Annotated in this window: 26 protein-coding genes; 11 read left to right on the top strand and 15 right to left on the bottom strand. The window is 72.7% G+C overall.

Going from position 1 to position 26,490, the window contains the following annotated elements:
• Positions 1–149 precede the first annotated feature (149 nt).
• Positions 150–578 carry a VOC family protein gene (locus ACZ6C1_RS32220; protein ID WP_469245832.1) on the top strand — a complete coding sequence of 143 codons (429 nt, stop codon included), beginning with the start codon at positions 150–152 and terminating at the stop codon, positions 576–578.
• 47 nt (positions 579–625) lie between these two features.
• On the opposite strand, the gene ACZ6C1_RS32215 is transcribed toward ACZ6C1_RS32220, so the two are convergent.
• Positions 626–805, bottom strand: coding sequence for a hypothetical protein (locus tag ACZ6C1_RS32215; protein ID WP_469245830.1), 180 nt, complete (start codon positions 803–805; stop codon positions 626–628).
• Positions 806–1,386: 581 nt separating this feature from the next.
• On the opposite strand from ACZ6C1_RS32215, the gene ACZ6C1_RS32210 reads away from it, so the two are divergent.
• Complete coding sequence (locus ACZ6C1_RS32210) at positions 1,387–1,818, top strand: DUF3995 domain-containing protein (RefSeq protein WP_469245829.1); 432 nt, start codon at positions 1,387–1,389, stop codon at positions 1,816–1,818.
• A gap of 69 nt (positions 1,819–1,887) precedes the next feature.
• On the opposite strand, the gene ACZ6C1_RS32205 is transcribed toward ACZ6C1_RS32210, so the two are convergent.
• Together ACZ6C1_RS32205 and ACZ6C1_RS32200 are read right to left on the bottom strand one after the other, a co-directional pair.
• Positions 1,888–2,865, bottom strand: a complete 978-nt coding sequence (locus ACZ6C1_RS32205; RefSeq protein ID WP_469245827.1) for a 2-hydroxyacid dehydrogenase — start codon at positions 2,863–2,865, stop codon at positions 1,888–1,890.
• Positions 2,862–4,031 carry a lactate 2-monooxygenase gene (locus tag ACZ6C1_RS32200; protein ID WP_469245826.1) on the bottom strand — a complete coding sequence of 390 codons (1,170 nt, stop codon included), beginning with the start codon at positions 4,029–4,031 and terminating at the stop codon, positions 2,862–2,864. Before ACZ6C1_RS32200 ends, ACZ6C1_RS32205 begins: the two co-directional genes overlap by 4 nt.
• Before the next feature lie 104 nt (positions 4,032–4,135).
• Here ACZ6C1_RS32200 and ACZ6C1_RS32195 point away from each other — a divergent pair, with 104 nt between their 5' ends.
• Complete coding sequence (locus ACZ6C1_RS32195; protein ID WP_469245824.1) at positions 4,136–4,264, top strand: hypothetical protein; 129 nt, start codon at positions 4,136–4,138, stop codon at positions 4,262–4,264.
• A 34-nt stretch (positions 4,265–4,298) separates the two neighbouring features.
• Positions 4,299–5,576 carry a GNAT family N-acetyltransferase gene (locus tag ACZ6C1_RS32190; protein ID WP_469245822.1) on the top strand — a complete coding sequence of 426 codons (1,278 nt, stop codon included), beginning with the start codon at positions 4,299–4,301 and terminating at the stop codon, positions 5,574–5,576.
• A gap of 3 nt (positions 5,577–5,579) precedes the next feature.
• Here the strand turns inward: ACZ6C1_RS32190 and ACZ6C1_RS32185 are convergent, their stop codons facing one another.
• The 4 genes from ACZ6C1_RS32185 to ACZ6C1_RS32170 all read right to left on the bottom strand — a co-directional run bounded on the left by ACZ6C1_RS32185 (position 5,580) and on the right by ACZ6C1_RS32170 (position 9,649).
• On the bottom strand, positions 5,580–5,855 hold the full coding sequence (locus tag ACZ6C1_RS32185) for a DUF2087 domain-containing protein (protein ID WP_469245820.1): 276 nt from the start codon (positions 5,853–5,855) through the stop codon (positions 5,580–5,582).
• 164 nt (positions 5,856–6,019) lie between these two features.
• Positions 6,020–6,718 carry an HAD family hydrolase gene (locus ACZ6C1_RS32180; protein WP_469245819.1) on the bottom strand — a complete coding sequence of 233 codons (699 nt, stop codon included), beginning with the start codon at positions 6,716–6,718 and terminating at the stop codon, positions 6,020–6,022.
• A 25-nt stretch (positions 6,719–6,743) separates the two neighbouring features.
• Positions 6,744–7,226: an Lrp/AsnC family transcriptional regulator gene (locus tag ACZ6C1_RS32175; protein ID WP_469245817.1), complete on the bottom strand. Its 483-nt coding sequence runs from the start codon at positions 7,224–7,226 to the stop codon at positions 6,744–6,746.
• A 38-nt stretch (positions 7,227–7,264) separates the two neighbouring features.
• On the bottom strand, positions 7,265–9,649 hold the full coding sequence (locus ACZ6C1_RS32170) for an MMPL family transporter (protein ID WP_469245816.1): 2,385 nt from the start codon (positions 9,647–9,649) through the stop codon (positions 7,265–7,267).
• 273 nt (positions 9,650–9,922) lie between these two features.
• Between ACZ6C1_RS32170 and ACZ6C1_RS32165 the strand changes: the two genes are divergently transcribed.
• Both ACZ6C1_RS32165 and ACZ6C1_RS32160 read left to right on the top strand, forming a co-directional pair.
• Entirely contained in the window at positions 9,923–11,440 is a 1,518-nt protein-coding gene (locus ACZ6C1_RS32165; protein WP_469245814.1) for an FUSC family protein, read from the top strand.
• 80 nt (positions 11,441–11,520) lie between these two features.
• A complete protein-coding gene (locus ACZ6C1_RS32160; RefSeq protein WP_469245812.1) occupies positions 11,521–12,567 on the top strand; it encodes a lactonase family protein in 1,047 nt (348 codons plus the stop codon).
• A 212-nt stretch (positions 12,568–12,779) separates the two neighbouring features.
• Here ACZ6C1_RS32160 and ACZ6C1_RS32155 read toward each other — a convergent pair whose 3' ends face one another.
• Positions 12,780–13,700 carry a sirohydrochlorin chelatase gene (locus ACZ6C1_RS32155; RefSeq protein ID WP_469245810.1) on the bottom strand — a complete coding sequence of 307 codons (921 nt, stop codon included), beginning with the start codon at positions 13,698–13,700 and terminating at the stop codon, positions 12,780–12,782.
• Between the two features lie 70 nt (positions 13,701–13,770).
• Positions 13,771–14,772: an N-acetylglucosamine kinase gene (locus ACZ6C1_RS32150; protein ID WP_469245808.1), complete on the bottom strand. Its 1,002-nt coding sequence runs from the start codon at positions 14,770–14,772 to the stop codon at positions 13,771–13,773.
• A gap of 182 nt (positions 14,773–14,954) precedes the next feature.
• On the opposite strand from ACZ6C1_RS32150, the gene ACZ6C1_RS32145 reads away from it, so the two are divergent.
• A complete protein-coding gene (locus ACZ6C1_RS32145; protein WP_469245806.1) occupies positions 14,955–15,632 on the top strand; it encodes a uracil-DNA glycosylase in 678 nt (225 codons plus the stop codon).
• Positions 15,633–15,756: 124 nt separating this feature from the next.
• On the opposite strand, the gene ACZ6C1_RS32140 is transcribed toward ACZ6C1_RS32145, so the two are convergent.
• Positions 15,757–16,053: a hypothetical protein gene (locus ACZ6C1_RS32140; RefSeq protein ID WP_469245804.1), complete on the bottom strand. Its 297-nt coding sequence runs from the start codon at positions 16,051–16,053 to the stop codon at positions 15,757–15,759.
• A 211-nt stretch (positions 16,054–16,264) separates the two neighbouring features.
• Here ACZ6C1_RS32140 and ACZ6C1_RS32135 point away from each other — a divergent pair, with 211 nt between their 5' ends.
• Positions 16,265–17,266: a M28 family peptidase gene (locus tag ACZ6C1_RS32135; protein ID WP_469245802.1), complete on the top strand. Its 1,002-nt coding sequence runs from the start codon at positions 16,265–16,267 to the stop codon at positions 17,264–17,266.
• A gap of 60 nt (positions 17,267–17,326) precedes the next feature.
• Complete coding sequence (gene polX / locus ACZ6C1_RS32130; protein WP_469245800.1) at positions 17,327–19,063, top strand: DNA polymerase/3'-5' exonuclease PolX; 1,737 nt, start codon at positions 17,327–17,329, stop codon at positions 19,061–19,063.
• 6 nt (positions 19,064–19,069) lie between these two features.
• Here polX and ACZ6C1_RS32125 read toward each other — a convergent pair whose 3' ends face one another.
• Together ACZ6C1_RS32125 and ACZ6C1_RS32120 are read right to left on the bottom strand one after the other, a co-directional pair.
• Positions 19,070–20,155, bottom strand: a complete 1,086-nt coding sequence (locus ACZ6C1_RS32125; protein ID WP_469245798.1) for a WD40/YVTN/BNR-like repeat-containing protein — start codon at positions 20,153–20,155, stop codon at positions 19,070–19,072.
• A gap of 90 nt (positions 20,156–20,245) precedes the next feature.
• On the bottom strand, positions 20,246–21,328 hold the full coding sequence (locus tag ACZ6C1_RS32120; protein WP_469245796.1) for an NADH:flavin oxidoreductase/NADH oxidase: 1,083 nt from the start codon (positions 21,326–21,328) through the stop codon (positions 20,246–20,248).
• Between the two features lie 119 nt (positions 21,329–21,447).
• Between ACZ6C1_RS32120 and ACZ6C1_RS32115 the strand changes: the two genes are divergently transcribed.
• Positions 21,448–21,798, top strand: coding sequence for an ArsR/SmtB family transcription factor (locus tag ACZ6C1_RS32115; protein WP_469245794.1), 351 nt, complete (start codon positions 21,448–21,450; stop codon positions 21,796–21,798).
• A 12-nt stretch (positions 21,799–21,810) separates the two neighbouring features.
• Here ACZ6C1_RS32115 and ACZ6C1_RS32110 read toward each other — a convergent pair whose 3' ends face one another.
• Both ACZ6C1_RS32110 and ACZ6C1_RS32105 read right to left on the bottom strand, forming a co-directional pair.
• Positions 21,811–23,157 carry an FAD-dependent oxidoreductase gene (locus ACZ6C1_RS32110; protein WP_469245792.1) on the bottom strand — a complete coding sequence of 449 codons (1,347 nt, stop codon included), beginning with the start codon at positions 23,155–23,157 and terminating at the stop codon, positions 21,811–21,813.
• Between the two features lie 252 nt (positions 23,158–23,409).
• Entirely contained in the window at positions 23,410–24,069 is a 660-nt protein-coding gene (locus ACZ6C1_RS32105; RefSeq protein ID WP_469245790.1) for a DUF305 domain-containing protein, read from the bottom strand.
• 160 nt (positions 24,070–24,229) lie between these two features.
• On the opposite strand from ACZ6C1_RS32105, the gene ACZ6C1_RS32100 reads away from it, so the two are divergent.
• The gene (locus ACZ6C1_RS32100) at positions 24,230–25,753 is read left to right on the top strand and encodes an LVIVD repeat-containing protein (RefSeq protein WP_469245788.1); all 1,524 of its coding nucleotides are present in this window, start codon (positions 24,230–24,232) and stop codon (positions 25,751–25,753) included.
• Here ACZ6C1_RS32100 and ACZ6C1_RS32095 read toward each other — a convergent pair.
• Positions 25,720–26,379, bottom strand: a complete 660-nt coding sequence (locus tag ACZ6C1_RS32095; protein ID WP_469245786.1) for a TetR/AcrR family transcriptional regulator — start codon at positions 26,377–26,379, stop codon at positions 25,720–25,722. The genes ACZ6C1_RS32100 and ACZ6C1_RS32095 overlap by 34 nt on opposite strands.
• Positions 26,380–26,490: the final 111 nt, after the last annotated feature.

Below are 26,490 nucleotides of genomic sequence, written 5' to 3'. Positions count from 1 at the left end.
GTTGGTGACCGGGACATCCTGACAGAGGCCACTGACAGCAGCGCCAAGTCGATTTCGTGGATGATCCCGGCGCCCTTCCCCTGTCAGTCACGGGAGGGTGGCTGATCAGGGCTGGATCGTGGGTGGAGCGCCGCTGGTAGGGTGCGCCGATGTCAGCGATCAAGCGGTTCCAAGTGACCTTTGACTGCGCCGAACCAGAGCGCCTCGCGCGTTTCTGGTGCGAGGTGCTCGGGTACGTCGTACCGCCGCCGCCGGAGGGGTTTGCCACGTGGGACGACTTCAGGCGTTCGCAGCCACCTGAGCAGCGGGATTCGTGGTTCGCCTGCACAGATCCCTCAGGTGTGGGCCCGCGCCTGTACTTCCAGCGCGTCCCCGAGGGGAAGGCCGCCAAGAACCGGCTGCACCTCGATGTGCGGGTCGGCACCGGACTCGTGGGCGAAGAGCGCCTCGCCGCGCTCGAGGCCGAATGCGCACGACTGGTCCCGCTCGGCGCGGTACACGTGCGAACGCTGTACGACGGGAACGACGCGTGCATCCCGATGCTGGACATCGAGGGCAACGAGTTCTGTATCGACTGAGCGTTCTCCGAGCCGGAGAGGTGGCGAGCCGCCTTCCTTGACAGTCCTCAGGGGGATTCTCGTAGTTCCCTCTCCAGTGCGGTCCAGCGTTCCGCGACCCCTCTGACGGCCGGGTACCTCTCCAGGAGCTCCTCGTCCGCGAGGGTCAGCTCGGTCGCCGCGGTCATCGTGCGGACAGGGGATCCGTCTGAGAGGGGCAGGGCCCTGGCGTGGTCCTCGTTCGGCATCAGACCTCCAGTCGCTCGGGGGCATGCGCCTGGCCTCCCGTGGGGAGCCGGGAGGCGGCGCGGCCCCGCCCAGGCGGGGACGCCGGGGCGGAGCCGAAACGGCTGCCCGTCGGGGGATTCGAGCGCCGCGGCCACAGCATGCACCCGAAATCGGCCACGGGGTAGAGGTCTGGCCGAAAAAGACGGGGGATGCGTTCTGTCACCAGCCGAGCACGGCCCTGGGTGCCCCGGAGACGGCCGTTCTCGGCGGTGCGGGACAGCCGCCGGTGCCCCGGTACCCGCCGTCGTCGGACCGGAAGCGGCATCCAGGTCGTCGTCCTCTCCGCCCTGCCGACCGCGCCCCGGCGCACTGCGCCCCCGAGCCCCTGCGACTGATCGCCGACCGCGTCAACTGCCCCCTGCAAGCCCCGGATTGCTCGCAGGCGCCCAGGCGCGTCACTGGGCACCCCGCATCCGTGTTCCTTTTGCCTGAGCGTAGGATCATGCAAAGGACGCGAAAGGCGAATGTTGCGACCTACCGCGTGTGGCGGGGGCCTTTCTGTACTGGTTCCGCGCACGCCATTGAGTTGAAGGAACCGGATATGGTCCGCACTGTGGCTCCCATGGCTTTAGCGGTTGTCCTCTCGGCAATCGGAGTGTTGCATTTCATTTGGGTGTTCTCCCCTTGGCCGTTCAAAGACGTGGTGACGTTCACCAAGACGATCGGTGGCAGCGACGACGGCGTGATGCCGCCCGGGCCGAGTACCTTCCTGGTGGGTCTGGCGCTGATCGGTGGCGCTGTGCTCACCCTCATGGTCAATGAATCCATCCCGGGGATCGGCCCCGCATGGCTGCGTCTGGTGGGTATGTACGGCCTGGTGGTTGTGCTGCTCGCACGTGGCGTGGGCGGGTACTTCATGAACTCCGGAGCCGCCGTCGAATTCCAGCGGCTGAACACTTACCTGTACTCGCCGTTGTGTGTGGCACTCGCCGCCCTCGGCGGCGTCGTCGCGGTGGCGGCGAGCAGACGTTAGCCCGTGGCCGAGCGGGCGGTTCTCACGTCCTGGTCGGCACGACCGGCCGGCCAGGACGGCTGAGGACCGTTACCCGACGACGTCCCGCGGCGGTTTACCGGCCAGGTGGTCGGCGACGTTCTGGACGGCGGCCAGCGCGATACGGACCACCGTCTCGCGGGTGACGCCCCCGACATGCGGGGACAGGACGACATTCGGGGCCTTGAGGAGGCGCAGCGAGGGCTGGGGCGGTTCGGGGTCGAAGACGTCGATGCCCGCGCCGGCCAGGGCACCGGATCCGAGGGCGTCGGCGAGGGCGTCCTGGTCGATGAGGGCGCCGCGGGCCGTGTTGATGACGAACGCGGTGGGTTTGAGGAGCGCCAGGCGCTCGGCGTCGAGGAGGTGGCGGGTGGCGTCGGTGAGCGGGACGTGGAGCGTGACGTAGTCCGACGTACGGAGCAGTTCGTCGAGCGGGACGTGACGGGCGCCGCCGAGGCGCGCCTCCGTCTCCGGGGAGACGCGCCGCCGTCCGGCGTACAGGACGTTCATGTCGAACGCGACCGCACGGCGGGCGACTTCCGTGCCGATGTGGCCGAGGCCGACGATCCCGAGTGTCTTGCCGGACAGTTCCGTGAGGGACTGCTGGAGGCGCGGCAGCGCCCAGTCGGCGTCGACCAGGGCCGCATGGGCGGGGATCAGCCGCTTGGCGAGGGCCAGCATGAGCGCGAACGTCTGCTCGGCCACGTTCTGCCGCTCCGCGCCGCTGGACCCGATCGTGCAGACGGGGACGCCCCGGTCGCGGGCCGCGTCCACGTCGACGTAGTCGTAACCGTGACTGGCGCACTGGACGAGTTCGAGGTCCGGGGCGGTGGCGATGTGGTCGGCGGTGACCGGTGAGAGGGCGGTGACGACGACGTGCGCCTCACGGAGCGCCGCCGGGTCCTCGTCGGCCGCCTCGACGACCGTGACGCGGGCGTTCTCGGGGAAGACCGAGGCGAGCGCGGCACCGGCGGTGCGGCCGCCGACATGGGGCGGCACGACGGCGAGCACGTTCTTCGGGGCGGTCACGCGGGCTCCTCCACGAGGTCGTCGCGGCTCGGCGTGCCGGGCGTGGAGTGCCCCGACAGGGCGAGCGTCAGGTCGAGTTCGGCGAGCAGGCAGCGGATGACGTGCTCCACGCCCGCCTGTCCGTCGAGGCCGAGCCCGTACGCGTACGGACGCCCCACCAGCACCGCCTCCGCGCCCAGCGCGAGCGCCTTGAAGATGTCGTCACCCGTGCGGATGCCGCTGTCGAACAGCACGGACAGCCGGCCACCGGCGGCCTCGGCGACGCGGGGCAGGGCGTCGGCGGCGGCGACCGAACCGGCCACCTGACGGCCGCCGTGGTTGGACACCACCACGCCGTCCATGCCCGCCTGCGCGGCGCGCCGGGCGTCGTCAGGGTGCAGGACGCCCTTGAGCACGATCGGCCCGTCCCAGTTCTCCCGCAGGAACTCCAGGTCCGGCCACGTCTTGGCCGGGTCCGCGAACATGCCGACGAAGTGCATCACCGCCGCGTTCGGGTCCTCGTGCACGGGCTTGGCCAGACCCGCCCGGAACGCCGGGTCGGTGAAGTAGTTGGCGGTGCCCACACCGTGCAGGAACGGTAGGTACGCCTGGTCCAGGTCGCGCGGCCGCCACGCCAGCAGGGGTGTGTCCAGCGTGACGAACAGCACGGTGAAACCGGCCGCCTTGGCCCGGGTCAGGAACGACCGGGTGACCTCGCGGTCCTTCGCCCAATACAACTGGAACCACCGCTCCGCGTCACCCATCGCCTCCGCGACGTCCTCCATGGGCGTGCTGGAGGCGGACGACAGGGTGAACGGGACGCCCTGCGCCGCGGCGGCCCGCGCGGCGGCCGTCTCCGCGTCCGGATGCATGATCGACAGCACCCCCACGGGTGCCAGCGCCAGCGGCGCGGGCAGCGCGCGGCCCAGCACCTCGACGGACAGGTCCCGCTCGTGCACGTCGCGCAGCATCCGCGGCACGATCCGCCGCCGCTCCAGCGCCGCCCGGTTGGCGGCCGCCGTGCTCCCGCTGCCCGCGCTGCCCGCCACGTACCCGACCGGGCCGGGCCCGAGGCGCCGCTCGGTGAGCTCCTCGAGGCGCGTGAGATCGGTGGGCAGCCGTGGTACGGCGCCGGTCATGCCGTTCAGGTAGATCTCGTACTGGAAGTCCGCCCAGTGTTTCGCCATGCGTGCCGTCACCCTTCGCCCGGAAACCGTGTGCCATCCGGGATCCTCGCGACCGCGCACCCGTCACGTCCACCGTCCTGACGTCCTCGTCTCATCCACGTCCCGTGCCCGTGCACGGTCCCGACGTCCTCGTCGTCATCCACGTCCCGGTCGCCGTCCACGTCCACAACGTCGTAGTCGGCGCCGCTCCCTTGTGCACGGCGGCACAGGACCGGGCACGCCGAGGCCCCTAGCCTCGCCGGAACAGCACAACGAGGGGTGGTACCGGTGAACTGGCTGATCCACGACTACCGCGAAAGCGATCTCGCGGCCGTCGTCCACTTGATCGACACCACGGCCGAGCTCGGGCAGGAGTCCGTGTTCTCACTCGCCGAGTGCATCGGCGCGCTGACGTCCCGACAGCCGGCGGTCGTCGCCGTCCACCAGGGCGCGCCCATCGGGGCGGCACTCGCGTGCGTGGCCGGGGAGCGCGCCTGGGTGATGCGTATCGCCATCTTGCCGGCCTGGCGCGGCAGGGGGCTGGCGAGCGCGCTGCTGGTCGAGCTGGAGCGGCGCCTCGTCGCCGCCCGGGTGGGGCGGATCGCCTACGTCCTGCCCGAGGAGGAACTCGTGGGCGAGGGCCTGCTCAACGCCGGTTACACCCGGCAGCCCGCGGTCGCGTACTTCGAGAAGGTGGAGCCGCTGCACGGGCCCGCCGCCAACCTCCTGGAGGACCTCGGCGGCAGCTTCCTGCCGGGTGACCTGTGGGCCAAGGTCGCCGGCATGGAGGCGGAGAAGGACCTGATCGAGCGGCGTGTGGTCCTGCCGCTCGCCCAGCCCGAACGGGCCGCCCGGCACGGTGTGCGGCCCCCGCGCGCCATCACCCTGTTCGGGCCGCCCGGCACCGGAAAGACCACCTTCGCCCGCGGCATCGCCTCCCGGCTCGGCTGGCCCTTCGTCGAACTGCTGCCGTCCCGGCTGGCCGACGAGGGGAACCTGGCGGCGGCGCTGCGCAGCGCGTTCGCCCGCATCTCGGAGCTGGAGCGGGTGCTCGTCTTCATCGACGAGGTGGAGGAGATCGCCCCCGTACGCACCGAGCCCGCGCAGCCCGGCGGAATGCACGGGGTCACCAACGAACTGCTCAAGCTGATACCCCGGTTCCGCGAGGGCGACGAACGCCTGCTGGTGTGTGCCACCAACTCCATCCGCTCGCTCGACCCGGCGTTCCTGCGCCCCGGCCGGTTCGACTACCTCATCCCGATCGGTACGCCGGACAAGGCGGCGCGCGCCGCGATCTGGTCCCGGTACACCGACGGCCGGTCCGACGTGGACGTGTCCGTCCTGGTGGCCGCCAGCGACCTGTTCACCCCGGCGGACATCGAGCACGCCGCCCGGATCGCCGCCCAGACCGCGTTCGAGCGGGACCTGGGCGACCAGGACCAGGTGCGGACGCCCGGGGCGAGCACCGACGACTACCTGGAGGCCATCGCGCAGTGCCGGCCGACGGTGACGCCGGCGATGATCGAACAGTTCGGCGCGGACATCACCGCGCACGCCCGGTTCTGACGGCTATCCCACCCGCCGGTAGCCGGCGCCGTCCCGCGTGCGGGTGAGCATCCCTCCGACCACCAGGTAGCGGCGCAGCGCGGCACAGTCCTCGTGCACGGTGCGCAGCGCCTCGTTGACCTCGGGCTCCGTATAGGACCGGTCCCGCTCGAACAGGGTCTCTGTGAGGTGGACCAGCAACTGCTCCCGCCGGGCCGGTCTGCGCGGAATGGCGGTCAGCCGCCCATGGGAGAAGAGGGCGGACACGTCGCGCGAGCCGCCCGTTCGGGTTTCAGACATGGCCCGAAGCCTGTCGTGTGCCGCCGACGCGGGCAAAGGGTTTTCGGGCCCCGGTGGGGGCAGGCCGGGCCGGGCCGGTGGAGGCGCAGCGTAGGGCCGGGCCGGGCGGGGCCGGTGGCGGCGGGCGCAGGCGGGGCCCCAGGGCCCGGGGCCCGGTCCGGCGGTCAACGGCTCGGGCCACGCCCTCCCGCCATCACGAAGGCGTACGCCGCCCCGGCCGTGAACTCCGCCTGGCCGCCGCGCACCAGCAGGCCCGCGCCCGCGAACGCGGGGTCGTCGACCGTTCCCGGCACGTACGGCACCGCGATGCACCGCATCCCGGCCGCCTCGGCCGCCGCCGCGCCGGGCGGGGCGTCCTCCAGTACGACGCAGTGCGCCGGCTCCACCCCGAGCCGGCGTGCCGCCTCCAGGAACACGTCGGGCGCGGGCTTGCCGCGTTCGACCTCCTCGGCCGAGACCGTCGTCGCGATGTACGCGTCCAGGCCCGTCCCGCCGAGGACCGCCTCGATCGCCGCCCGTGAGGAACCGGACGCCACGGCCATCGGCACCCCCGCGCGGTGCAGGCGCTCGACGAACGCCCGCATCTGCGGGAACACCTCGGTCGCGGCGCGCGCCAGCTCCAGGTAGTGCCGGTTCTTCCCGGCCAGCAACTCCTCGATCGGGGCGTCGATCCCGTACTCCTCCTTGAGGATCTCCAGCGTCTCGCGGGTCCCGATGCCGATGAAGTCGGTGTGGCGCTCCCATCCGAAGTCCGTGACGCCGTAACGCTCCAGGAGCCGTCGCCCCGCCTCGTAGTAGTTCGGCTCACTGTCGACCAGCGTACCGTCGAGATCGAAGATGACCGCGGCGCGAGAGGTGCTCATGACGCCCAGCATGCCAAGGGCGGGCTCACCGCTGCCCGGCGGAGGCCCGGCCCACCGCCTCCACCAGGGGCAGCAGCCGGTGCGGCACCCGCTCCCGCAGGGCCATCTCCGTACGCGTACGCACCACGCCCGGCAGCTGGATCAGCCGCTGGATGACGTCCTCCAGGTGTCCGTTGTCCCGCGCCACGACCCGGGTGAGGAGATCCCCGCCGCCGGTGATCGAGAACGCCTCGACGATCTCGGGGATGGCGGCGAGCGCGTCGCCCACCTCGTCCAAGTGCCCCTGGGTGACCTCGATGTGCACGAACGCCAGCACCGGATGCCCGAGCGCGGCGGGGGAGAGGGACGGTCCCGTACCGGTGATCACCCCGTCCCGCTCCAGCCGGTCCAGCCGCGCCTGCAGGGTGCCGCGCGCGATACCGAGGATCCGCGCGTACTCGCGCACGCTGGTGCGCGGCTGCTCGATCAGCAGCCGGAGGATGCGGGTGTCCAGCTCGTCCACGGCCATGGTGCCTCGACCCCCTTTTGGTACGGCACTTCCTGGGATCACCGTACCAATGGCTCAGCCTCGTCCCCCTTGCCGCGCAGCCACGCCGGCGACCACCAGTTGGCGGGCCCGGCCAGTTTCATCACGGCGGGCACGAGCAGGCCCCGGACGACGGTCGCGTCGAGGACGGCGGCCAGGGCGAGCCCCACGCCCACGGCCTTCAGGATCACCAGGCCCGAGGTCGCCAGCGCCACCATCACCACCGCCAGAATAGTGGCCGACCAGGTGAAGAGGCGTGCCGTACGGTCCAGCCCGCGGGCGACCGCCGTCACCGTGTCCGCGCCCGCCCGGCGCTCCTCCACGATGCGGGACAGCAGCATGCACTCGTAGTCCATGGACAGGCCGAAGGCGACGCAGAAGGCCACCACCGGGATCTGCACGTCGAGGGAGCCCGTGGTGACGAAGTCGCCCACGAGCCACCGCAGATGTCCCTGCTGGAAGACGAACACCAGCGCGCCGAAGGTCGCGCACAGGCTCAGCGTGTTGAGGACGAGGGCCTTGACGGCCAGGACGGGCCTCCGGGTCAGGCCCAGGACGAGGGCGACCATGGACGCGCCCACCAGGGTCAGGGCGAGGGGGAGCCGGTCGCCCACCGCGCCCCGCACATCGGCGACCTTGGCGCCGAAACCGCCCACCCAGGCGCGCACCGGCGCAGGTACGTCCCTGATGGCCTCGACCCGGTCGGCGTTCGCCGGATCACCGGGCTCGCCGACCGTGGTCACCGACAGGTACACGCCCCGCGGCGCGACCCCGGGCGCCGCGGGTCGCGGTGACGTGCCGTCCCCGGTGGTGCCGGGCGCCGCGGGCCGGGGTGACGTGCCGTCCCCGGTGGTGCCGGGCGGCGTCATGAAGCGGGCGGCCGACGGCGAGGGGCGGGCGACGAGGCGCCCCTCGTGGTAGGCGCCGGTGGCCGTGTCCACCCGTGCCACGCCGTCCACGGCGGAGACCAGGCGCGCGTAACGGTCCAACTGCGCCGCCTGGGACCGGGCGTCGAGGCCCGGCAGCGCGATGGTGGTCGCCCCGACCGGCGAGTGGGGAAAATCGTCCCGCAGCGCCGCGCCGACGCCCCCGGCCGCCGTGCTCGCGGGCAGCACCCGGTCGTCGGACATCGAGAAGCGCACGTCGGCGAACGGAAGGGCCAGCAGCACCAGCAGGCACGTGACCGGGATCCCCGTGAGCAGCGGCCGCCGCATCACCGCCAGAGCGACCCGCCCCCAGCGACCCCGGGTCGCCGCACGGCCGGCCACCGGGCGGCGGCGCCAGCGGGTGAACACGTCCAGACGGTCGAGCCGGTCGCCCAGCAGGGCGAGCACGGCCGGCAGCACGACCAGGCTCCCCACGGCGGCCATGACGGTGACGGCCACCCCCGCGTAGCCGAGGGAGCGCAGCAGCGGGTGCGGGAAGACGAGCAGGGCGGCCATGCTGCACGCGACGGTGCCGGCCGAGAACGCCACCGCCCGGCCGGCGGTGCGCAGCGCCGTCTGCAGGGCCCCGGCGGTCCCCGCGCCCTTCGTACGCTCCTCGCGGTAGCGGGTGACCAGGAAAAGGCTGTAGTCGATCGCCAGGGCGAAGGCCAGCGCGGTCCCGATGTTGAGCGCGTACACCGAGATCTCGGTGACATCGGTGAGCCTTCGCAGCAGGGCCGTGGTGCCGAGCGCGGCGAAGACCCCGACCAGGACGGGCAGCGCCGCGGCCACCAGCGAGCCGAACACCAGCAGAAGGAGGGTCACGGTGACCGGCAGGGCGACCAGCTCGCTCACGCGGGCGTCACGGGACGCCTGACGGGCCACCTCCACCCGCGTCGCCGCCTCGCCGCCGGCCGTCACCCCCAGCGGACCGAACCGGCCCGTCACTCCCGGCACCACCCGCTCGGCGGTTCTGCCGCGCTCGCGGTCACCCCCGCGCAGCCACGCCAGGACCAGCGCGCTCCGCCCGTCCCGCCCGCGCAACGTCGGCGCCGCGGGCCCCGCGGTCCAGTAGGACTGGACGCGTTCGACCCCGGGGTCGGCTGCCAGCCGCCGCTCCACCGCCCGGCCGGCAGCCACGGCGGCGGGGTCGTCCACCCCCCGGCCGGCGGGCGTGTCCGTACGGGCCAGGAGTACCAGCTCCGGCCTGCCGGCCCGGAGGTCGCCGCGGAGGATCTCCTCCGCGCGCATCGACTCCGCCTTGGGCGGCACGACGCCCCCCGAGGACAGCCGACCGGCCACATCGCGTCCCGCCGCCACGGAAAGGATCATCAGCAGCAGGGCGAGGACGGATACGAGACGCCGGTGCCGTAGCGCGAAGGGGACGGGGCCACCGGCGGATCCATGGCTCCCGTCCGGTGGGGACGAGGGGTCCGGGGCCGGGCTCGGGGCCGGGCCGGGTTTCGTCGTGGTCGGCATGTGCGCTCCCCTGACACGGGTTCTGGCGGTCGGCTTGTTTCCCTCTGTTCTTCGTCCTGGGCCGTGCCCCACCTTGAGCTGGCCCAATGGCCCGTCCCAGGCAGCATAGACCCGCGCCGGGCAGGGCCAATGGCCCAGTCTGGATGGGTTGAGTTGAGCCATCGGGCTGGAAAGTGGTGTCATGGGGGCGTCGATGGCGCTGCGGATCCCGCGGCGCCTTTTTCATGCCGGAACGTCGAAAGCGTCCGAAACGAGTGAAAGGGGCGGGAAACTGTGCTGAAGAGGATGTTCGTGGCTCCGGATCCGGGGCGGCTGCGCCTGCGCAGCGCCACCCGGGCCGTCCTCGGCATCAGCGTGGCGGTGGCCGCGTGCGGGCTCGCCGGACACTCCCTCGCGGCGGCCATCACCGGAGGGCTCGCCGCGCTCCTCGCGCTCTTCACCGTCACGGACACCACGGTCCGGGGACAGGCGGTCACCACCGCCCTGCTGCCCCTGGTCGGGTTCCCGGTGCTCGCTCTCGCCGCCGTCCTGCACGACCACCCCGTCGCGCGGGACGCCGCCTTCCTCGCCGTCATGGGAGCCGGCGTCTACGCCCGCCGCTGGGGGCCGCGCGGCCACTCCCTCGGCGTCTTCGCGTTCATGACGTTCTTCGTGACGCAGTTCCTCCACACCCTGCCCGGGCAGCTTCCCGAGCTGTACGCGGCCGTCGCCCTGTCGCTCCTCTCCTCGTCGGCGGTCCGCTTCGGTCTGTGGTGCTACGAGCGCCGCCTGCCTCCGCCCGCCCCCCAGGTACCGGCCGAGGGGCGGGGACTCGCCCGTACCACCACGCGTCAGGCGGTCCAGGCGACCGTCGGCGGCGCGGTGGCGCTGGTGATCGGCCAGATGCTCTCCGGGGAGCGCTGGTACTGGGCCGTCGGAGCCACCTGGTGGATCTTCGTCAACACGGCCTCGCGCGGCGAGACGCTGGTGCGCGGCTTCCGCAGGGTCCTCGGCACGCTGATCGGCATCGTCGTCGGCCTCGTGATCGTCGTCCCGCTGGGCGGCGCGGCCGTCCCCACGGCCGTCCTGGTCGCGGTCTGCGTGTTCGGCATCTTCTACACGGCCGCCGTCTCCTACACCTGGATGATGCTGTCGGTGACGCTCATGGCCGGGGCGCTGTACGGGCTCCTGGGGGTGCTGGACCCGGCCCTGCTGGCGCTGCGGGCCATGGAGACCGGTGTCGGGGCCCTCGGCGCGGTGCTGGCGGTGCTCTTCGTGCTGCCCATCACCACCCATGCCACGACGGACGCCTGGATCCAGCGCGCCCTGCGCTGCGTGCACGTCTGCACCGCCGAGGCCGCCGCGCGGCTGTCCGGCACTCCGGGCGCCGACCCCTCCCCGCACGTCGCCGAACTCGAATCCCTGCTCGGCCGGGTACGGCTCTCCCTGGCCCCGCTCGTGCACCCGCTGAGCCCGCTGCGCGCCCGCAAGGCCCGGGCCCGGCAGGTCCTCGCCCTGCTCGACGCGTGCGCCCGCGAAGTGCGCGGCCTGGCCTCCATCGCGGCGGACCCGGAGGCGTCCCACGACGCCCGCCTGGCCGCCGCGTGCTGGCGCGTGGAAACGGCCGTCGAAGCGCTCACCACCCCGGAGAGGGCCAGGGAGGCCCGCACCGCTCCCGCCGACGCCTCGCCCCACGCCTCGGCCGCCTTGACCGAACCGGCGTTGGCGCACCTCCACAGCCTGGAACGCGCGCTCACCGAGCTCGCCACCCCGCTGCGCACCTCCCCTCGGGAGCCGCTCATCGGCGCGTAACGCCGAACCCCGCGACCATTTGGTCTAGACCTGCTAGCGTCGGGGGCGCATCGAGGTCGGCGGGCGGGGAGGGCAGCGCGGTGGCGGACGCATCACAGCGGGGCGGGCGGCGGGCATACATCGGGTCGTTCACCTCGGCGGGGGGAGCCGGGGTCGTCGCGGCCGCCGTGGACCGGCGTACGGGCGCGATGACGGTGACGGGCGCCTCCGACGAGGTCGCGGACCCCTCCTTCCTGGTGCCCGCACCCGGGGGCGACGTGCTGTACGCGGTCAGCGAGACCGAGGAGGGCGCGGTCGCCGTCTTCGACGTCACGGGCCCCGCGCCCCGGCTGCTCGGCGAACCGGCGCCGGTACGCGGCACGCACCCGACACATCTCGCGCTCGTCCAGCGGCACGTGCTCACCGCCAACTACGGTTCCGGCAGCGTGAGCGCCCTGCCGCTGGGCCCCGGCGGCCTCCCGGGACCCGCCTCGAGCGTGCTGCGGCACCACGGCAACGGCCCGCTTCATGACCGGCAGGCCGGGCCGCACGCCCACCAGGTGGTCCCGGCCCCGGGCGGCCGCTGGGCGCTGAGCGTGGACCTCGGCACCGACTCCGTACGCGTCCTCGCCCTCGACCCCGCGACGGGCGAGCCGGCGCCGCACCGCGAGACGGCACTGAGCCCGGGCAGCGGCCCCCGCCACCTGGTCTTCCACCCCTCGGGCAGCCACGTCTACGTCCTGGCCGAACTGGCCCCCCTGCTCACCGTCTGCCGATGGGACCCGGGCGCGGGCACTCTCGCGCCCGTCGGCGAGACGGCCGTCCCGGCGGCGGAGAGCGTGAACCACCCCTCCGGCATCGCCGCCGCCCCCGACGGGCGGTTCCTGTGGGTGGCGGTGCGCGGTGACGACACCATCGCGGTCCTGGCCCTCGACGAGACCCGCGAACGGCTCCGGGCGGTGACGGCCGTCCCGTGCGGCGGGCACTGGCCCCGAGCCCTCACCCTGGACCCGGAGGGGCGGCGCCTGTACGTGGCCAACGAGCGTTCCGGTGACGTCACCTGGTTCGACATCGACCCGGTGACGGGTGTGCCGAGCCGGTCGGGCGCCATCGAGGCCCCGGCGGCGAGCTGCGTGGCCTTCGGCTGAGGCCCCACTGGAGGGGCGGGCGGCGCACGGGGCCTGTCAGGCCTACCGGGAACGGCCCCGGAAGGGCCCGCGGAACGACCCCCGAACGCCCCCCCGAACGCCCCGCCGAATCGCCTCGGACGGATCAGGACCTACGCGGAAGGGCCCGCGCCGGACGAATCCGGTGCGGGCCCTGCTTCACGTCTCCTCGCGTCACGTCTCCTCGCGTCGCGTCAGCGGACAGGAGCCCCCTGCGGCTGCGGCGCGATGCCCAGCGCCGTCGTGTACTGCGACAGCACCAGCTTGCCGACCGCCGGGTAGGCGCCCAGCGCCTCGGCCACCGGGCAGTCCGCCGCCTTCACGGCGTGGTCCAGCAGACCCTCGGGCAGCTCCGGCCCGATGAGGTACGGCGCCAGCGCGAGCTGCATCGAGCCCGAGCCGCGGAGCTGCTCGGCGACCGCCGCCACCGAACCCTCCTGGTCCAGCGCGGCCGCCATCACCGGCACGGCGAGGCGCGCGGCCAGCAGCATGCCGGTGATCCCGGCCGCCTGCACGGCCTCCTCGCCGCCGACCGTCGCCAGCACGATGCCGTCGGCCGCCGTGGCGACCGTGAACAGCCGCGCCCGGTCCGCACGGGCCAGCCCCGCCTCCGACAGCCGCACGTGCAGCGCCTCCGCGAGCAGCGGGTGGGGGCCCAGGACGTCGGTCAGTTCGGCGGCCGCGCCGCTGTCCGCGACGGCCTGCCGTATCCGGTCCGTCAGGGCGCTGTTCGGCCCGGCCAGGAGCGGCACGACCACGGCGGCCGGGCCCTGGGGCTCGGCGACCTCGCGTCCGGCGGCCCTGGCCAGCTCGTACCGCTCGACACGCAGTGCGGCGGCCCGCTCCAGGACGGCCGACAGCGTGGGGTACTCGGACTCGTCGCCGTCCAGGAAGCCGATCGCGGCCTCCAGGCCGGGCAGCTCGGAACGAGCGATGCTCACGACCTCTTCGGCCAGGCTGCGCACAGCGGCGGAAGGGGCGCCGGGAACGGCGAGAACGAGCGCGGGCGCGCCCTCGGGGGCCGCCACGGGTTCAGGGCGACGGTGCCGCCCGGACTGTCGGGGTCGCGGCATTCGTACAGGCAGGCCGGAAGCGGGCCCAGTGGGGGAGCTCATGGCGCCGCATGCTACTGGCTTTACCTGCTCCGACGCTTGGGTAGGGGGCGGTCAGGCGTCCTCTGTCCGGCTATGTCCGATCAGTCTGCTGCGGGGTGGTTGTCTCCAGCATGCCCGGCTCACGAGGCAGCCGGAGCGTGTCCGTGGCGAGGGCCGCCGCGACGACGAGCGCGCCGTCGACCGGGTCTCCGGCGGCGGCTGTCGTACGGGCGTGCGGCAGGTGCTCCGCCAACTCGGCCCGCAGCGGTACGAGGAGCGGGTCGCCCATCGTGAACAGGCCGCCGGTCAGCGCCACTTCCCGGCCCCCACCCGGGGGACAGACGGCGGCCGCCGCCTCCGCGATGTGCCCGGCCGCCCGCGCCAGGATGCCCGCCGACACCGGGTCGCCCTCCGTACCGCACCGGGCCACCTCGGGGGCGAACGAGGCGAGCACCGCCGGCCGGTCGGCGCGCGGGTAGAGCCGCCCCGGCAGTGTCTCCGGAGGCCCGAACACCGCCTCGACGCGCGCCAGCAGGGCCGCCGAACCGCCGCGCCGCCCGTCATGGGCCCGCAGGGCCGCCTCCAGCCCCGCGCGGCCGATCCACGCTCCGCTGCCGCAGTCCCCCAGGAGGTGCCCCCAGCCGTCCGCGCGGCGCCAGCCGGACAGGTCCGTGCCCAGCGCGATCAGACCGGTGCCCGCCGCGACCACCGCCCCGGGCCGTTGCCCGAGCGCCCCGGCGTACGCGGTGACGGCGTCGGCGGCCAGCGCCAGCCGGCCCACCCTCAGCGAACGGCGCAGCGCCCCCGGCAGCGTGGTGCGCAGGTCGTCGCCGAGCGTCGCCATCCCGGCCGCCCCGACCGCCACCGCCGCGAGCCCGCCGGCACCGGCCCGCCCGAGCAGCTCTTCGGCGGCGGGGACGAGCCGCTCCAGCAGATGCCCCGCGTCGATCCCGCCCGCCCCGGTACGCACCGGATCCCCGAACGCCACGCTGTCGACGACCCGTACGCCGCCCCCGGCCGCGGTCGTCGCGAGTGCGACCCGCAGCCCGGACCCGCCGGAGTCGACACCGAGCACCCACGCTCCGGTGCTCATACGGCACTTCCGGGCCGCACACCCGCTCGGGAACGCCCGCGCGACCTCATACCGGCCTCCAGGGGAAGGGGAGTGACGACGGCGGCAGCCTAGCGGCCGGGATCATGTCGCCGGTGGGCGGACGAGGGGCGCGTCCCACGGGCGTTCGGCGGGCTCCCGATGGGCCGGTAGGGTGACATCCCGTGGCAGCACGACCGTTGAAAGAAATCGTCGAGCCGGGGTGGGCGGACGCCCTGGCCCCGGTGGCCGAACGCATCGCCGGGATGGGCGACTTCCTCCGTACGGAGATCGCCGCCGGGCGCACCTACCTGCCGGCCGGACCGCATGTGCTGCGGGCGTTCCAGCAGCCGTTCCACGAGGTGCGGGTCCTGATCGTCGGACAGGACCCGTACCCGACGCCGGGACATGCGGTGGGGCTGAGCTTCTCCGTGGCGCCCGACGTGCGTCCGCTGCCCGGCAGCCTGGAGAACATCTTCCGGGAGCTGAACTCCGACCTGGGGCTGCCCCGGCCGTCCAACGGGGACCTGACTCCCTGGACGGAGCAGGGGGTGCTGCTGCTCAACAGGGCGCTCACCACCGCGCCGCGCCGGCCGGCCGCGCACCGCGGCAAGGGGTGGGAGGAAGTGACCGAGCAGGCGATCAAGGCCCTGGTGGCACGGGGCAAGCCCTTGGTGTCCGTGCTGTGGGGGCGCGACGCCCGCAACCTCCGTCCGCTGCTCGGTGACCTCCCCGCCATCGAGTCGGCCCACCCGTCCCCCATGTCCGCCGACCGGGGCTTCTTCGGCTCGCGGCCGTTCAGCCGGACGAACGAGCTCCTGGTCCGGCAGGGCTCGCAGCCCATCGACTGGCGGCTGCCGTAACGCGACGCGGGGAACGCGGTTGCCGTAACGCCACGCGACGCGATGCGACCCGACGCGGGGAACCCGCCGTGCCGTAGCGCGACGAGACGCGAGGGTTGCCGTGACGCCACGCGAGGAACGGCTCCTACCGTTCCGGGATGCTCAGCTCGCCGCCGCGGAGGAAGGCCTCCCGCTCCTCGACGACGAACGGGGCCATGGCCTCGCGCCGCCGCATTTCCGCGTCGGACTGCCGCCAGCTGTCGCACGCTTCCCTGGAGTCCCAGAACGACACTCCGGTGACCTCCAGTCCGTCCTCGGACCAGTACGCGAACGCACGGCTCATGCCGTCCGGGTGTGCACCCGGCCGCCAGGCCCGTTCGAACTCCTCCAGGGTGCCCGGCTTGATACGACGGGTCGTCGTCCAGACGAAGTAATCCTCCATCGCAGCGACCTCCTCGGCCTGCTCAGCGGCGCGGCGCTTCGGTGCCGGCGGCCTCCCCCACCACCGTAGGTCCGTGGCGCCGCATCCGCCTGCGTGACCACCGGGGGGAGACATCGGTGAGGAGACATCGGCGGGAAGGGGGGAACCCGGGACAGGGAAGCCGGGAGCGGGAGGCGGTGACGGCGTGCCCCAGGCCCATGGACCCGAGCTCGTGCGCGAGCTGACCCGGCGTGCCGACCCGCAGCGCCTGCGACGGGACGTCGAGTTCCTCGCCGACCGCCCGCGCAGCCGGACCCGCGCCCCCGAGGCCATGCTGCGGGCCGAGGCCCATGTGACGGCCGCACTGGCCGCGGCGGGCTGGCGGACCTCGCGCCGGCCGTTCGACGTGCGGTGGCGGCTGGGCTCCACCGACCGCGGCGGTCACCGTGCGCTACCGCTCGAGTTCCGGCTGCATCCGCGACTGGCCGGCGCGAATCTGCTGGCCGAACCACCCGGGGGCGTGCGCCGCCCCACCGTGGTCGTGGGGGCCCACCTGGACACCGTCGACGGCAGTCCGGGGGCCGATGACAACGCCTCGGGGGTGGCCGCGCTGCTGGAGGTCGCGCGGCTCCTGGGCGGGCTGCCCGAGTCGTCCGCTGTCACCCTCATGGTCTTCGACATGGAGGAACCGGGCTTGATCGGCTCCCGGGTCGCGGCCCGGTGGCTGCGACGCAACCGGAGCGTCGCGGGCATGATCTGCTTGGAGTCGGTCGGCTACTTCACGACGGCGCCCGGGAGTCAGCAGATGCCGGCCGGCTTCGAGCGGGCCTTTCCCCGCGTGGCCGGCGAGGTCCGCTCGGCCGGGCTGCGCGGCGACTTCGCCCTCGTGGTGCACCGGCGCTCGACGCGGGAGGCGGCCGATCTCTGGCGTGCGGCGGCGCGGGCCACACGGCCCGGGCTGTCCTGCGTCACGGTGTGCGACCCGCGTCCCGAGGGCCCACTGGGCGCGCTCGCGGGACTCGTGGTGCCCCCGCTGACCCACCTGGACCGCAGCGACCACGCGGCCTTCTGGAACCTCGGCATTCCGGCCCTGATGGTCACCGATACGGCGAACTTCCGTAACCCCCACTACCACCTGCCGACCGACACCCCGCACACCGTCGACCACCGGCGGCTCGCGGCGGTCGCCGTCGCCACGGCCGCCACCGCCGTGACCTGGCCCGGGCCGCGATGATCCGCCCGCACCGAGGGGTACCGGCGTGCCCGGCCCGCCGCGCCGGAGCACCCTGGAGGTATGCCCCGAACCAACGAAGAGGTCGAAGCGCTGCTCCAGGAGTACGCCGACCTCATCGCCATCACCGGAGGCGACGCCTTCAAGGCGCGCGCGTACGAAAAGGCGGCCCGTGCCATCGGTGGCCACCACGCCGACGTCGCCAAGCTGGACGCCAGGGGCCTCAGGGACATCCCCAATGTCGGCAAGTCGATCGCGGACAAGGTCGTCGAGTACCTCCACTCCGGCCAGGTCTCCACGATCGAGGAGACCAGGGCGTCGATCCCCGCCGGGGTCCGGGAGCTGATCACCATCCCCACGCTCGGGCCCAAGAAGGCCATGGTGCTCCATGAGGAACTGGGCATCACCTCCGTCGACCAGTTGCTCGACGCCATCCACCAGGAGCGGCTCCGTGACCTGAAGGGCTTCGGCGAGAAGACCGAAAAGAACATCCTCCACGGCATCGCGCTGATGCAGAAGGCAGGCGAGGGCCGGATCCTCATCAGCGCCGCCATGGACGTCGCCGAACAGATCGTCGCCGAACTGTCCGCCCTGCCCGGCTGCGCGCGGTGCGCCTACGCCGGGTCGCTGCGCCGCATGAAGGAGACCATCGGGGACATCGACATCCTCGTCGCGGCGGAGAAGTCGGCGCCGTTCATGGCGGCCCTCGGCGCCCTCCCGCACACCGCCGAAGTCATCGCGCACGGCGAGAAGAAGACATCGATCCGCACCACCAAGGGCCTCCAGGTGGATCTGCGGGTCCTGCCGCCCGCCTCCTGGGGAGCGGGACTGCAGTACTTCACCGGCTCCAAGGCGCACAACATCCGCACCCGTGAGATCGCCGTGCGCCACAAGCTCAAACTCTCCGAGTACGGACTCTTCGACGCCGAGAGCGGCGACATGATCACCTCCGAGACCGAGGAGGAGATCTACGCCAGGCTGGGCCTGCCCTGGATCCCGCCCCCGCTGCGCGAGGACCGGGGCGAAATCGCGGCAGGGCTTCGGGACGAGGTTCCCGACCTGATCCAGGAGGCGGACATCAGGGGCGACCTGCACACCCACACCGACCTCACGGACGGCCTGGCCCCGCTGGAGGACATGGTCGCCGCCGCGGCCGCGCGCGGTTACGCCTACTACGCGATCACCGACCACGCCCCCAACCTGTACATGCAGCGCATGACCGACGAGAAGATGCTCGCGCAGCGAGAGCGCGTGCGGGAACTGGACCGCAAACACGGGGGGATGCGCCTGCTGCACGGCACGGAGCTGAACATCGACCCCGACGGCGAGGTCGACTGGCCTCCCGGCTTCCTGGCGGAGTTCGACCTGTGCGTGGCCTCCGTCCACTCGCACTTCAACCAGAGCAGGCAGGCCCTGACGCGCCGGCTCGTCCGGGCCTGCGAGAACCCGTACGTCGCCGTCATCGGCCACCCCACCACCCGCCGGATCGGCAAACGCCCCGGGCTGGACGCCGACTTCGACGAGGTCTTCGAAGCCTGCGCCAGAACGGGCACCGCGCTGGAGATCAACGCCCATCCGGAACGGCTCGACCTGCGCGACGAGGACATCCTGCGCGCCAAGCGGTACGGAGTGAAGTTCGCGGTGAACTCCGACGCCCACTCCGTCACGCACCTGCCGTACATGCGTTACGGGGTGGGAACCGCACAGCGCGGATGGCTCACGAAGGACGACGTCATCAACGCCTGGCCTCTGACGCGGCTGCGCCGCTTCCTGCGCAAGGGCGGTTCCCGGACGCCTTAGGCCCCCTCAGCCGATCACCGCCGCCCGTACGCACAGCACGTCCGGCAGGTGCGACGCCAGGAGCTGCCAGCTGTCGCCCTCGTCGGCGCTCGCGTACAACTCGCCGTTGCGGTTGCCGAAGTAGACACCGGCCGGATCCGCGTCGTCGGTGCACATCGCGTCGCGCAGCACCGTGCCGTAGTGGTCGCCCTCCGGCAGACCGGCCGACAGGGCCTCCCAGCTACCGCCTGCGTCACTCGTCCGGTAGACGCGGCACCGCCGCTCGGCCGGGACCCGGTCGGAGTCGGCCGTGATGGGGAAGACGTACGCCACATCGGCGCGGTGGGGATGCGCCACGGCCGCGAAGCCGAAGTCCGAGGGCAGCCCCGCGCCGATGTCGGTCCACTTGGCGCCCGCGTCGTCGCTGCGGTACACCCCCCAGTGGTTCTGCAGGTACAGCCGATCGGGGTCGCCCGCGTCCTGGGCGATCTTGTGCACGCACTGTCCGAAGACGGGGTTCGGGTCCGGCAGAAAGACGGCGGACACGCCCTGGTTGGACGGTGACCAGCTCTCGCCGCCGTCCCGGGTGCGGAACACCCCGGCCGTCGACACGGCGACCGTCACGGCGTCCGGGTCCCTCGGGTCCGTGACGACCGTGTGCAGCCCTTCACCGCCCCCGCCCGGCACCCATTGCGACCGGGTCGGGTGCTCCCACAGCGGCCGGACGAGCTCGAACGTCTCCCCGCCGTCCTCGGACCGGAACAGCGCGGCGGGCTCGGTGCCCGCGTACACCACACCGGGCGCGGCCGGCCCGGCCGGGTGGAGCTGCCACACCCGCTCCAGCGAAGCCCCGGTGTCCTTGGGGAACTTGACGGCCGGCTGCACCGGCTCCGTCCACGTCGCCCCCAGGTCGTCGGAGTGGAACACCGAGGGACCCCAGTGCGAGCTGTCCCCGCCGACCAGCAGCCGGGGTGTGGTCCGGCGCATGTCGATGCCGATCGCGTACACGGCCTGCGCGTTGAAGTGCGGGCCCTCGAACTCCCACCGGCCGCCACGCCTGCGGCCGATGAACAGCCCCTTGCGGGTGCCTACGGTCAGTAGTACGTCGGTCATCACCGACACCTCCTGGACGCCTATGTCGCGGATACGGGCCAGTCTGCACCCACCCACCGACAGTGGCCCGGAAGACGGCGTTTCCCCAGGTCAGACCGAGCGGTGGTACTGGTCCGGCACGTGTACGTCACCGCCGAGCTCACGGGCGGCGTGCCGTGCCCAGGACGGGTTGCGCAGCAGCTCGCGGCCCAGCAGCACCGCGTCCGCCTCACCGTTCGCGACGATCTTCTCGGCCTGCTCCGCCTCGGTGATCAGCCCGACGGCGGCGACCGGCAGCCCGGTCTCCTCCTTCACCCGCGCCGCGAACGGCACCTGGTAGCCCGGGCCGACGGGGATGTGGACGCGCGGCGCGTTGCCGCCGGTCGACACGTCGAGCAGGTCGACGCCGTGCTCCTTGAGCAGGGCGGCGAACCGGACCGTGTCGTCGGCCGTCCAGCCCGCCGTGCCCTCCAGCCAGTCGGTGGCGGAGATCCGGAAGAACAGCGGCAGCTCCTCGGGCCACACCCGGCGCACCGCGTCGACGACCTCCAGGGCGAAGCGCGTGCGGTTCTCGAAGGAGCCGCCGTACTCGTCGGTGCGGTGGTTGCTGTGCGGGGAGAGGAACTCGCCGATCAGGTAACCGTGCGCCCCATGGATCTCGACGACCTCGAAACCCGCGTCCAGGGCGCGCCGGGCGGCCGCCGCGAACAGCCCGGCGACGTCCCGGATCCGCTCCCGGCTCAGCTCGTCCGGCACCGCGTGGCCGTCGTCGAAGGGCACCGGGCTCGGGGCGACCGGCTGCCAGCCGTGCGCGTCCGCGCCCACGGGGGCGCCGCCCCTCCAGGGCTGGTCGGTGGAGGCCTTGCGTCCGGCGTGGCCGATCTGGATGCCGGGGACGGTGCCCTGGCTCTTGAGGAAGCCGACGATCCGCCGCAGCGCCTCGACCTGTGTGTCGTTCCAGATGCCGAGGTCGTACGGGCTGATGCGGCCCTCGGGGGCCACCGCGGTCGCCTCCAGGAGGATCAGGCCGGTGCCGCCGGCGGCGCGGGCCGCGTAGTGGGCGAAGTGCCAGTCGTTCGCCACACCCGCGTTCGGCCCGAAGGCCTCGGCGCTGTACTGGCACATCGGCGCCATCCAGACACGGTTGGGGATGGTCAGCGACCGCAGGGTGCGGGGCTCGAACAGTGCGCTCACGGCGGACTCCATTCAGGGCGGGGCCGGTTACGGCTCGTACGATAACCATCGTAGTACGGCGTCTGTCAAACTACGAGGGTTCTCGTACAATGGAGGCACCCGACGAATCTGGAGCAGCCGTGACCACCGCGACCAGCCCGCGCGAGCTCGCGCACCCCGCGCGCGAGGAGATCCGCCTCGAAGACGTGCTCCACGCGCTCGCCGACCCCATGCGGCTGCGCGTCGTCCGGGAACTGGCAGCCGCCGGTACGGAGGTGGCCTGCTCGTACATCGAGCTGCCGGTCACCAAGTCGACCACCACGCACCACTTCCGCGTCCTGCGCGAGAGCGGCGTCATCCGCCAGACCTACCGCGGCACGGCGAAGATGAACGGCCTGCGCCACGACGACCTGGACGCGCTCTTCCCGGGCCTCCTGGAGACCGTCCTGGCCGCCGCCGAGAACCAGGCCGCCCGCCTCGGCCCCGTGTGACGCCGGTCCGCGTCAGTCCTGGCCGGCGGCGGCGAGCAGGCCCTGCCAGTCGGGGATCTTGACCGAGCCACGGCCCAGGGTGCGCCCGAGAGCCGCCTCCGCCTGTTCGATGGACAGCCAGCCGGGCCACTCCACCGGCCGGTGGCCCCACGTCCGCAAGGTGGCGAGCGGGTCGTCCGCCACCGCGCGCCGCGCCAGCGCCGGGGCGTCCGCCAGGAGGGAGCCCGCCGTCTCCTTGGCGCACGGCCGGTTGGTGCCGATCACGCCGGTCGGGCCGCGCTTGATCCAGCCCGCGACGTACTCGCCCGCCGACGGCACCCCGTCACGCAGCACCCGCCCCGCCGCGTGGGGCACCGTCCCGCGCGACGCGTCGAACGGCAGGCCCTCCAGCGGCACCCCGCGGTAGCCGACCGCCCGCAGCACCAGCTCGGCCTCGATGTCCTCGTACGCCCCCGTCCCGCGCACACCGCCCGCACCGTCCGGAACGGTGCGCTCGAAACGGACTCCGGCCGCCCGGCCGCCCCGCTCCAGCACCTCCACCGGCCGCAGGAAGAACCGCACCCGGATGACCCGTTCGCGTGGCTCCCAGCCGGTCGCGTCCGCCCAGGCGCGCACCACCTCCACGTTCCGCCGGTTGACCGCCGGAAGGCCGGCCGGATCGGCGTACGCCGGGTCGAGCGCCAGGTCCGCTGGCTCCACCTCGACCCGCGCCTGCGGCATCGCACCCAGTTCGCGCAGCTCCTTGGTGGTGAACTTGGCCTGCGACGGTCCCCGTCGGCCCACCATGTGCACCTCCCGGACCCGGCTCGCGGCCAGCGCGCCCAGCGCCGTCTCCGGTACGTCGGTGGGATGCAGCTCCTCGGGCCCGCGCGCCAGGATGCGGGCGACGTCGACGGCGACGTTGCCGACACCGATGACCACCGCCGACCGGGCGCCCAGGACGAAACCGTCCGCGGCGGCGTCCGGGTGGGCGCTGTACCAGGAGACGAAATCGGTCGCCGAGCAGCTTCCGGGCAGGTCCTCGCCGGGTACGCCCAGGCGGCGGTCCCGTGCCGCGCCCACGCAGTAGACGACCGCGTGGTACAGCTCCAGCAGCCGCTGGGGCGTCAGCCCGTGCGTCCCGACCTCGACGTTGCCGACGAACCCGACCCGCTCGTGCTCCAGCACCGTGCGCAGGTTGTTCTGCAGGGACTTGATCTTCTCGTGGTCCGGGGCGACCCCGTAGCGCACCAGCCCGTACGGGCACGGCAGCCGGTCCAGGACGTGCACGCGCACATCCGGCACCGCGGTCTGCTCGACGAGTGACTGGGCGGTGTAGACCCCGCTGGGTCCGGAACCGACGACGGCGACACGAAGCACGGTTGCGCTCCTTCCCGCAGGGACTCCCAGCATCGCACCGCCGCGCCGACTGCGGGAGGTGTGCGCGCGGACATGCGCTGACGGGGCATCGCGTGCGCGTGCCGCGACAAAGGCGTGGAGCCCGTTATCCATAGGGCCGAAATATGCAGGATCATGCTTTTCTGCCGTAAATGATGATCTTAACGGCCGGTGTGCCGTACGGCCACCGGGTGGTGCCCGGCCAGGGGTCACCGCCCGGTGAGCGGGTCACGGTCACATGGAGCGCATGCGGCTGATCTCGGCCGTCTGCTGGGCGACCACGTCGGTGGCCATCTCCTCCACCTGGACGTTGTTCCCCTCCGAGAGCACCTCGCCGGCCATGGTGACCGCCCCCTGATGGTGCGTGATCATCAGCTTCAGGAACAGTTCGTCGAACGCGGCGCCGCGCGCGCCCCGCAACTGCTCCAACTGGGCCTCGGTGGCCATACCGGGCATCGCGCCGTGGTCATGGCCCGTGTGGGGCCGGGGTCCACCGTTGTTTTCCAGCCATCCCTGCATCGCGCCGATCTCCGGCCGCTGTGCCGCCGCGATGCGCGCGGCGACCCGCTTCACCTGCGTGGACGTCGCGTGTTGTGCCGCCAGCGCGGTCATCTCCAGCGCCTGGCCGTGGTGGACGATCATCATCTGCGCGTAGGTGAAGTCCGCCGAGTTCGGCGTGTCCGGCGGCACCGCCCGGCGCGCCTCCTCCGGCGACAGGGTCCTCGCGGGCTCGCCCGGCTTCCCGGGTGCCACCACCGCCGGTCCGCCGGTCCCGCCGTCCGCCTTGGTCTGCGGTTCGGTCCCCGCATCCGAGGGGTTCGGCTCGCATGCCGACAGGGTGAGTACGAGGGTCAGGACGGCCGCTGCCGCGACGCTAGCGCTGCGCTTGAACACGAAGACCTCCAGAGGCACGTGGATTGGCTGGGACCGCCGCTGCGCTCGAGCACCTTCATTAAGTCTCTGTAGCCATCTATTGAGATGAGCATGCAAAGGAAGATACTGCCGGGGTCCGAGACCCGTTCAACTCCGAACGGAGACAAGGGAGGACGACGCAGTGACCCCGTTGCGCACCACTCACGTGCGACGCAGACGTCTGGGCGTGGCCACCGCCGCGGCCGGGCTCCTCGCGGCACTCCTCACGGCCGGCCCCGCGGCCGCCGTACCCGACCCCGGAGACGCTCCCGCCCCACAGGGCACGGTCTCCTCGCAGGAACAGGCCGAAGCCCGCGCGGCGATCCGGTCCGGCGACATACCCGGTGTGGACGAGATCGTCCACAGCGACAACATCACCCACCTCGCCAACGTCCCGCGCGAAGCGTTCCCCGGCATCAACTCGGACCTGGCCTTCCAGGGCAGGTACGCCTTCGCGGGCAACTACGACGGCTTCCGGATCTTCGACATCAGCAACCCCGCAGCACCGAAGACCGTCGCCCAGGTCCTCTGCCCCGGCTCGCAGAACGACATATCCGTCTCCGGCAACCTCCTCTTCCTCTCCACCGACTCCTCTCGCAGCGACAACTCCTGCAACAGCACCACGCAGCCCGCGACGGAGAAGTCCTCCTGGGAGGGCATGAAGATCTTCGACATCAGCGACAAGCGGAACCCCAAGTACGTCGCCGCCGTCGAGACCGCCTGCGGATCGCACACGCACACCCTCGTGCCGGAGCGCAGGAACGTCTACGTCTACGTCTCCTCGTACTCGCCCAACACCGCCTTTCCCGACTGCCGGCCGCCGCACGACGGCATCTCGGTCATCAAGGTGCCGCGCAAGGCGCCCGAAAAGGCCGCCATCGTGAACTTCCCCGTGCTCTTCCCGGGCGAAGGCCCCGACGGCGGTGGCAACCCGGGCGCGCCCACCAACCCCGGCGTCTCCAAGACCACCGGCTGCCACGACATCACCGTGCTGCCGTCCAAGGACCTGGCGGCCGGCGCCTGCCTGGGCGACGGCATCCTGTTCTCCATCGAGGACCCGGAGAACCCGAAGGTCATCGACCAGGTGCAGGACAACGTCAACTTCGCGTTCTGGCACTCCGCGACCTTCAACCAGAAGGCGAACAAGGTCGTCTTCACCGACGAGCTGGGCGGCGGGGGCGCCGCCACCTGCAACGAGGCCACCGGACCCCACCGCGGTGCCGACGGCATCTACGACATCGTCGGCAAAGGCGACAAGCGCAAGCTCGTCTTCCGCAGCTACTACAAGATCGACCGCCACCAGGCGGACACCGAGAACTGCGTCGCGCACAACGGCTCGATCATCCCGGTCAAGGGCAGGGACCTCATGGTCCAGGCCTGGTACCAGGGCGGCGTCTCGGTGTGGGACTTCACGGACTCCGCGAGGCCCGAGGAGATCGCCCACTTCGAGCGCGGCCCGCTCAGCACCGAGAAGCTGGTCGGCGGCGGCTCCTGGTCGGCGTACTACTACAACGGCCACATCTACTCGAACGACATGGTCAAGGGCTTCGACGTGCTCAGGCTCGACGACCGTCGCACCGACCCGGCGAAGCGGGTGCGGATGCACGAGCTGAACGTGCAGACGCAGCCGGACTACTTCGACGATTTCGCCGACTTCGACGACTGACCCGGCGCGACGGATGTGGCGCCGGACGGCTCCCCGTCCGGCGGCACGCCGAGCTCCCAGTCCAGCCCGTACCGCTGGAACAACTCCGCACGCAGCCGCGCCGGCGCCATCGGCGCCCCCGGCAGCAGCACGGCGAAGACGGCACCCATCAGCAGCGCCCGCAGCAGCGGATAGTCGGCCTCCACGTCCCGCGACCCGTACCGGTCCACCGTGTCCCGCAGCAGGGACGCCAGCCGCTGCTGCTCCGGACCCTGGACGAACCCCTCCGCCTGGAGGATCCCGGCCATGTGCGTGCGCATCAGCAGAGGCTGCTCCACCGCGAGTCCCAGGATCGCGTCGATGGCCCGCGCCAGCCGCTCCCGTCCGTCCTCGCTGCGCGGCTCGCGCTCCAGCGCCGACTCCAGGGTCCGGTGCATCAGCCGGTGCACCGCCGACTGGAGGAGCTGCCGCTTGCCCGGGAAGTAGTACGACACCAGTCCGCGCGCCGACCCGGCCCGGTCCGCGATGTCGGCGAGCGTCGTCGCCTCGTACCCCCGTTCGGCGACCAGCTCCACCGTCGCCTGCAGCAGCCGCTCCCGCGACCGCCGCCGCAGCTCTTCATTGACCGATGCGCTGCGCGGGGACATGCTTTAACTCCTGCGTTGACTGGCTCACAGCCAATATACTCAGAGGTGTGCCGGCCGGACCGGGCGACGCGGGGGATCGTCCGGTCCGGCGGACACGTACTGACGTGCGGG

It is taken from the genome of Streptomyces sp. NPDC041796, from assembly GCF_055590785.1.
This window is presented reverse-complemented; position numbering and strand designations above follow the sequence as displayed.

Excerpts from the sequence above, each read along its gene's own strand:
- ACZ6C1_RS32220 (WP_469245832.1), top strand. The coding sequence starts at position 150 with ATGTCAGCGATCAAGCGGTTCCAAGTGACCTTTGACTGCGCCGAACCA.
- ACZ6C1_RS32215 (WP_469245830.1), bottom strand. The coding sequence starts at position 805 with ATGCCGAACGAGGACCACGCCAGGGCCCTGCCCCTCTCAGACGGATCC.
- ACZ6C1_RS32210 (WP_469245829.1), top strand. The coding sequence starts at position 1,387 with ATGGTCCGCACTGTGGCTCCCATGGCTTTAGCGGTTGTCCTCTCGGCA.
- ACZ6C1_RS32200 (WP_469245826.1), bottom strand. The coding sequence starts at position 4,031 with ATGGCGAAACACTGGGCGGACTTCCAGTACGAGATCTACCTGAACGGC.
- ACZ6C1_RS32185 (WP_469245820.1), bottom strand. The coding sequence starts at position 5,855 with ATGTCTGAAACCCGAACGGGCGGCTCGCGCGACGTGTCCGCCCTCTTC.
- ACZ6C1_RS32180 (WP_469245819.1), bottom strand. The coding sequence starts at position 6,718 with ATGAGCACCTCTCGCGCCGCGGTCATCTTCGATCTCGACGGTACGCTG.
- ACZ6C1_RS32175 (WP_469245817.1), bottom strand. The coding sequence starts at position 7,226 with ATGGCCGTGGACGAGCTGGACACCCGCATCCTCCGGCTGCTGATCGAG.
- ACZ6C1_RS32170 (WP_469245816.1), bottom strand. The coding sequence starts at position 9,649 with ATGCCGACCACGACGAAACCCGGCCCGGCCCCGAGCCCGGCCCCGGAC.
- ACZ6C1_RS32155 (WP_469245810.1), bottom strand. The coding sequence starts at position 13,700 with ATGAGCTCCCCCACTGGGCCCGCTTCCGGCCTGCCTGTACGAATGCCG.
- ACZ6C1_RS32150 (WP_469245808.1), bottom strand. The coding sequence starts at position 14,772 with ATGAGCACCGGAGCGTGGGTGCTCGGTGTCGACTCCGGCGGGTCCGGG.
- ACZ6C1_RS32140 (WP_469245804.1), bottom strand. The coding sequence starts at position 16,053 with ATGGAGGATTACTTCGTCTGGACGACGACCCGTCGTATCAAGCCGGGC.
- polX (WP_469245800.1), top strand. The coding sequence starts at position 17,327 with ATGCCCCGAACCAACGAAGAGGTCGAAGCGCTGCTCCAGGAGTACGCC.
- ACZ6C1_RS32125 (WP_469245798.1), bottom strand. The coding sequence starts at position 20,155 with ATGACCGACGTACTACTGACCGTAGGCACCCGCAAGGGGCTGTTCATC.
- ACZ6C1_RS32095 (WP_469245786.1), bottom strand. The coding sequence starts at position 26,379 with ATGTCCCCGCGCAGCGCATCGGTCAATGAAGAGCTGCGGCGGCGGTCG.